Here is a 5,338-nt window from a genome sequence, read left to right as displayed (position 1 = left end):
GATTGAGCATAGCACGGCTGCAATCGATCCGTGCGACCGGTGCCGCGGTGGACCGGCGGCGGTGGAGTGCTTATCTCTCGAAGTACCCGAAGAAGACTCACCCGCCCGGGCCTTGAACCCGGCCGCAGGAGAGAGACGACGATGTCAGGTTTCAAGGTGATCACGCTGACCGACCGCGCGGCGGATCGGCTGAAGGCGATCATGGCCGATGCCGAGCGCCCCATCGCGGGGCTGCGCGTCGGCGTGAAGAACGGCGGCTGCGCCGGCATGTCCTACACGATGGAATATGCCGAGGAGCGGAAAGCCGGCGAGGACGTGATCGAGGACCGGGGCGTGACCGTGTTCATCGACCCGAAGGCGGTGCTGTTCCTGCTCGGCACCGAGATGGACTTTCAGACGACCAAGCTGTCGTCGCAGTTCGTGTTCAACAACCCGAACCAGACCTCGGCCTGCGGCTGCGGCGAGTCCGTGGCGATCACCCCCGCGAACCCGGAACGCCTGGCGGCCGGCGCCTCGGCCTGATCGGGCGAGGCTTCGGCGCAGGGGCGCCTCAGGCCACGTCGCGCATAAGCGCCGCCTCGGTCTCGTCGAGGGTGCGGTTGCGGCCGGCGCGCTTGGCGGCGAACAGGCAGGCATCCGCCCGCTCCAGCAGGGAGACGGCGTTGTCGTCCTCGCGCCGGGTCGCGACGCCGAGCGAGACGGTGACCTTGCCGAGCGATTCGCCCGTCGAGCGCTTCACGAGCTCGCGGCCGGTCACGCTGGTGCGCACCCGCTCGGCGACGGCGCGGGCCTCGGCCAGGTCCGTCTCCGGCAGGACGATGGCGAATTCCTCGCCGCCGAAGCGGGCGAGCGTCGCACCCGGCTGGGCCACATGCTCGCGCATGACGATGGCGACGAGGCGCAGCACCTGATCCCCGGTCAGGTGGCCGTAGAGATCGTTGAAGCGCTTGAAGGAGTCGATGTCGAGGACGATCAGGCTCGTCGACCGGCCCGCCTGGGCGGGCGCGTCGCAGGCCCGGTGCAGCGCCGTCTCGAAGCTCTTGCGGTTGCCGAGACCCGTCAGGGCGTCGGTCAGACTCTCGAGGCGGGCCGCCTCCAGCGTCTCGCGCAGGCCCTCGATCTCGCTGCGGCTCTCGCGCATCCGCGCTTCGAGGGTGCGGTTGTTGGCGGTCACGTCGCGGGTGTTGGCGATGATCGTGGTGACGATCTCGCGCAGGCGCGCCCGGGTCGTGGCGGTGTTGGCGATGTCCTGGGACAGGGCCTGGAGCGACTCGCCGTACTGGGTGGTGGAGCGGATCGAGACCTCGATCATCTCCATGATGCCCTCGACCTCGGCGATGAGGCTCGAATTCATCCGGTCCACCTCCACCGCGAGGCGGCGCCCGTCGATATAGGTGTCGTGCAATCCCTCGATATCGGTGCTCGTCAGCGTGCCGTTCTGCGTGGTGAGACGCTTGATCGCGTCGTTCATCAGCGGCTGCGCGCCGGACACGTAGAGGTACCAGACGGCGTAGGCCCGCGGGGTGGCGCAGGCGCAATAGTCGCGCATCAGCTCGAAGCTGCGCTGCGCGAGCACGAAACTGCGATCACGGTCGAGATCGGGGCCGTGGCTCATCCGGTGACGTAGGCTCCTGCGGACGGGGCACACCGCCCGCGTCGTCCGCTTCCCCGGAGTGTCGCCTCAGAACCTCGCCAGGACGTTAAGAGCGCTCACAAAACGCCCGGTTCGCCGACCGCGGCTCCTCCGCCCGGGACGGCGCGGCGGGCGCCGCCCGAGAGGGCATCCGGCGGGCACGCAAAAGGCCCGCCGCCGTCATCGACGACGGGCGCGGACGCTACTTGCTCTTCCCGAACCCGGTCGGCTTCAGCAGGAAGGCCGGCACGTGCGAGCCGAGGCCGACCGGCGTGTCGTCGTCCTCGTCGCGGCGCGGGGGACGGCGCTCGGAGCGGGGCCGCTCGGGGGCGCTCCGGGCGGCCTCGCGGGCCGGGGAGACCGGCTCCGGCTCGCGGACCGGCTCGCGGCGGGCCTCCTCGCCCCGGCCGCGGTCGGAGGCCGAACGCCGGCCGCCGCGCGAGCGGGTCTCGCTCGGCCGCTCGGCCGCCCGCTCGCCGCTCTTCTCGGAGCCTCTCTCGCTGCCCCTCTCGCCACCCCTCTCCGCGCCCTTGACCCGGCGGGTCCCGCGGCGGCGGCGCGGCTCGTCGCCCTCCGCGTCCTCGGGCAGGCTCGCGAGATCGCCGTCGAGCCACGCGATCGGCCGGCCGATCAGGCTCTCGATCGCCGAGAGTGAGCGCTCGTCGGCGCGGCTCGCCAGAGTGAAGGCCTGGCCCGAACGGCCGGCGCGGCCGGTGCGGCCGATCCGGTGGACGTAGTCCTCCGGGTGATGCGGCACGTCGAAGTTGAAGACGTGGCTCACCGCCGGGATGTCGAGGCCGCGGGCGGCGACGTCCGAGGCGACGAGCAGGGGCGTCTCGCCGGTGCGGAAGCCGTCCAGCGCGGCCATGCGGGCGCGCTGGTCCATGTCGCCGTGGAGCGCCGCCGCGTTGAAGCCGTGGCTCGTCAGCGAGCGCTGGAGCTGGGCGACGTCGCGCTTGCGGTTGCAGAAGATGATGCCGTTCTGCAGCTCGCTCGCCGAGCGGATGAGGTGGCGCAGAACCTTCCGCTTCTCGTGGCCCTCGGAGCCCGTGGCCACGAGGCGCTGCTCGATGGTCGTGGCGGTGGAGGCGGGACGCGCCACCTCGACCCGCTGCGGGTTGTGCAGGAACATGTCCGCCAGCCGCTCGATCTCCGGCGGCATGGTGGCGGAGAAGAACAGCGTCTGGCGCGTGAAGGGCACCATCTTCACGATGCGCTCGATGTCGGGGATGAAGCCCATGTCGAGCATCCGGTCGGCCTCGTCGATGACGAGGAGCTCGACGCCGGTGAGCAGCAGCTTGCCACGCTCGAAATGGTCGAGCAGGCGGCCCGGCGTCGCGATCAGCACGTCGGTGCCGCGGGTGAGCTTGGCGTCCTGGTCGGCGAAGGAGACACCGCCGATGATCAGCGCCACGTTGAGCTTGTGGTTGGTGCCGTAGCGCTCGAAATTCTCCTCGACCTGCGCCGCGAGTTCGCGGGTCGGCTCGAGGATCAGCGTGCGCGGCATGCGGGCCCGCGCCCGGCCGGTCTCCAGCATGGTCAGCATCGGCAGGGTGAAGGCGGCGGTCTTGCCGGTGCCGGTCTGGGCGATGCCGAGCACGTCGCGCCGGGCGAGCACGTGCGGGATCGCCTGGGCCTGGATCGGCGTCGGCTCGGTGTAGCCGGCCGCGGAGACGGCTTGGAGTACCTTGTCACTCAGTCCAAGATCGGCGAAAGACATCGGGTGTGGGAAACCATTTGCGCGCGTGGAGTGGGCCGATCAGGGGCTCAGAGCTCGCGCCGGCGGATGATCGCGAGAGCCGTGCGCGGTACGCCGTCACGCGTCCGAACGCGCGCGACACTTAGACCCCTCTGCCTGCTTGTCAATCGACCGCGCCTCCGCAGCCGCTGCCCGCGCGGGCCGGGTACGGTTGCGCCGTGAGCATCCCGCGACCGTCTTGAGCGCGCGAGACGCCGTTTTCGCCCTGCCGTCCTCATGAATGCCCGCGCGAACGCGCGCTCGGCCGCGGACCTCGCTGTCAGTGTCGCGGGCTCGGGCCGAGGCTGCCGCGGAGCGTGCAGGGGTCGAGCCTCGTGGCCTGCGCGCTGGTCCCGATCGAGCCGGTCACCTCGGGGTCGATCGCCTGCGCGGCCGGCTTGGGGAGCGGTTTGGCGACGTGGTGGGCGAGGGCCGTGGCGCCGAGACCGAGGATCAGCGACATCTTGATCGACCAGGCGAGGGGACCGCGCGGTCGGGGCGAGCCGGAATCGAGGGACATGAGCAGCGCAATCCGTCGGGCCGGCTCCGGGAGCGGGCGTCGGCACGGTGGAGGATCGCCCGAACAGGGTTAATGCCGGCTTACGCGAAGAGGCAACACGTCGTTAACCGTATTGGCATCAGATTTCTTGCGAGGATTTGACTGTTGCTGGATTTCGACAAGACGAGCCATCGATGTGCGCCATGACACATCGAGTCTGATCGTGTGCTCACGGCCGGGTAAGCTTCACCTTTCGTTGACGGGTTCGGGTGCATTCATCGCTTCATCGCAGGAGGGCGACGGATACCGGGGCGGACCCCCGGACCACTTCACACCAACACCGGCTCCCGCCAAACCAGGACACGACACGATGAAAAGCCTGCTTCTCGCTTCGAGCGCGCTCGTTGCCGCCACTTTGGCCGCCACGGTCACCGCCTCGGCCGCCGACCTGCCGCGCCGCGCCGCGCCGCCCCCGGTGTTCCAGCCGGTGCCGGTCTTCACCTGGACGGGCTTCTACGCCGGTTTCAACGCCGGCTACGGCTTCGGCACCCAGGACGACCGCGTCCCGACCGTGATCGGCGTCGGCCCGGCCTCCCTGCTCGTGCCCCCGGGCACCACCGCCGTGGTGGCCTTCAGCAACCGCGAGTCCAACGAGGGCTTCGTCGGCGGTGGCCAGATCGGCTACAACTACCAGTTCACCCCGGGCTCGGGCGTCGTGATCGGCGTCGAGGCGGACGCCCAGTACGCCGATTTCGGCCGTGACCGGAACCGCTTCCTCACCACCAGCCCGCTGGCCGCCCAGCAGGTGTTCAATCCGGGCGGCCTGTCCGGCCTCGACTTCTTCGGCACCGTCCGCGGTCGCCTCGGCTACGCCTTCGACCGCACCCTCGTGTACGGCACCGGCGGCTTCGCCTACGGCTCCGGCGGCGGTCGCGAGTTCGGCACCGGCGTGTCGAGCAACGACTTCCAGACCGGCTGGGTTGCCGGCGGCGGCGTCGAGTACGCTCTCCCGACCGACTCGTTCCTGAACTTTTTCAAGTCCTCGGCCGTCACGCTGAAGGTTGAAGGCCTCTACGTGAACCTCGACCGCAACTCCGGCGGCCGCGGCGCCTTCGCGGTCGACAACGCGGGCCGCACCGTCTCCGTGACCAGCCCGGGCGTCGTGCTCGTCAGCGGCGGCCAGCAGGTGCGCGACACCGAGTTCGCCGTCGTCCGCGCCGGCCTGAACTACAAGTTCGGCTCGTACTAAGATCCGAGGTCCCGGCGGTCCTTCAGCGGACCGCCGGCCCCGTCGAGGAGAAGCCCGGCCGCGTGCCGGGCTTTTTCGCGTTGCGGTTTCGCGTGGCGGCTTTGCATGGCGGTTTCGCGCGGCGGTGTCTCGCCTCGCGCGGATCCTGCGGTTAAGGTCTTGTTGACCATCCCGGCCGATCCTGCTCGGCCCGGACGCCCGCGACGCGGGGACCGGCGC

General features: G+C 70.4%; 6 protein-coding genes. 2 read left to right on the top strand and 4 right to left on the bottom strand.

The features are described 5' to 3' along the window. Positions 1-141: 141 nt before the first annotated feature. Positions 142-522, top strand: a complete 381-nt coding sequence (locus tag MFF42_RS24130; protein ID WP_238258386.1) for a HesB/IscA family protein — start codon at positions 142-144, stop codon at positions 520-522. 28 nt (positions 523-550) lie between these two features. On the opposite strand, the gene MFF42_RS24125 is transcribed toward MFF42_RS24130, so the two are convergent. The 3 genes from MFF42_RS24125 to MFF42_RS24115 all read right to left on the bottom strand — a co-directional run bounded on the left by MFF42_RS24125 (position 551) and on the right by MFF42_RS24115 (position 3,891). Beyond that, positions 551-1,615, bottom strand: a complete 1,065-nt coding sequence (locus MFF42_RS24125; protein ID WP_238258384.1) for a GGDEF domain-containing protein — start codon at positions 1,613-1,615, stop codon at positions 551-553. A gap of 220 nt (positions 1,616-1,835) precedes the next feature. Further along, on the bottom strand, positions 1,836-3,353 hold the full coding sequence (locus MFF42_RS24120) for a DEAD/DEAH box helicase (protein WP_238258382.1): 1,518 nt from the start codon (positions 3,351-3,353) through the stop codon (positions 1,836-1,838). A 298-nt stretch (positions 3,354-3,651) separates the two neighbouring features. Next, positions 3,652-3,891 (bottom strand): hypothetical protein, encoded by a 240-nt coding sequence (locus tag MFF42_RS24115; RefSeq protein ID WP_238258380.1) that lies wholly within the window; start codon positions 3,889-3,891, stop codon positions 3,652-3,654. A 349-nt stretch (positions 3,892-4,240) separates the two neighbouring features. Here MFF42_RS24115 and MFF42_RS24110 point away from each other — a divergent pair, with 349 nt between their 5' ends. After that, the gene (locus tag MFF42_RS24110; RefSeq protein WP_238258379.1) at positions 4,241-5,119 is read left to right on the top strand and encodes an outer membrane protein; all 879 of its coding nucleotides are present in this window, start codon (positions 4,241-4,243) and stop codon (positions 5,117-5,119) included. On the opposite strand, the gene MFF42_RS24105 is transcribed toward MFF42_RS24110, so the two are convergent. Next, entirely contained in the window at positions 5,116-5,289 is a 174-nt protein-coding gene (locus MFF42_RS24105) for a hypothetical protein (protein ID WP_238258377.1), read from the bottom strand. The genes MFF42_RS24110 and MFF42_RS24105 overlap by 4 nt on opposite strands. Positions 5,290-5,338 lie beyond the last annotated feature (49 nt).

Origin of the sequence: Methylorubrum podarium, from assembly GCF_022179745.1 — a bacterium.
In the GTDB taxonomy this organism is placed as follows: Bacteria; Pseudomonadota; Alphaproteobacteria; order Rhizobiales; family Beijerinckiaceae; genus Methylobacterium; species Methylobacterium podarium.
This window is presented reverse-complemented; position numbering and strand designations above follow the sequence as displayed.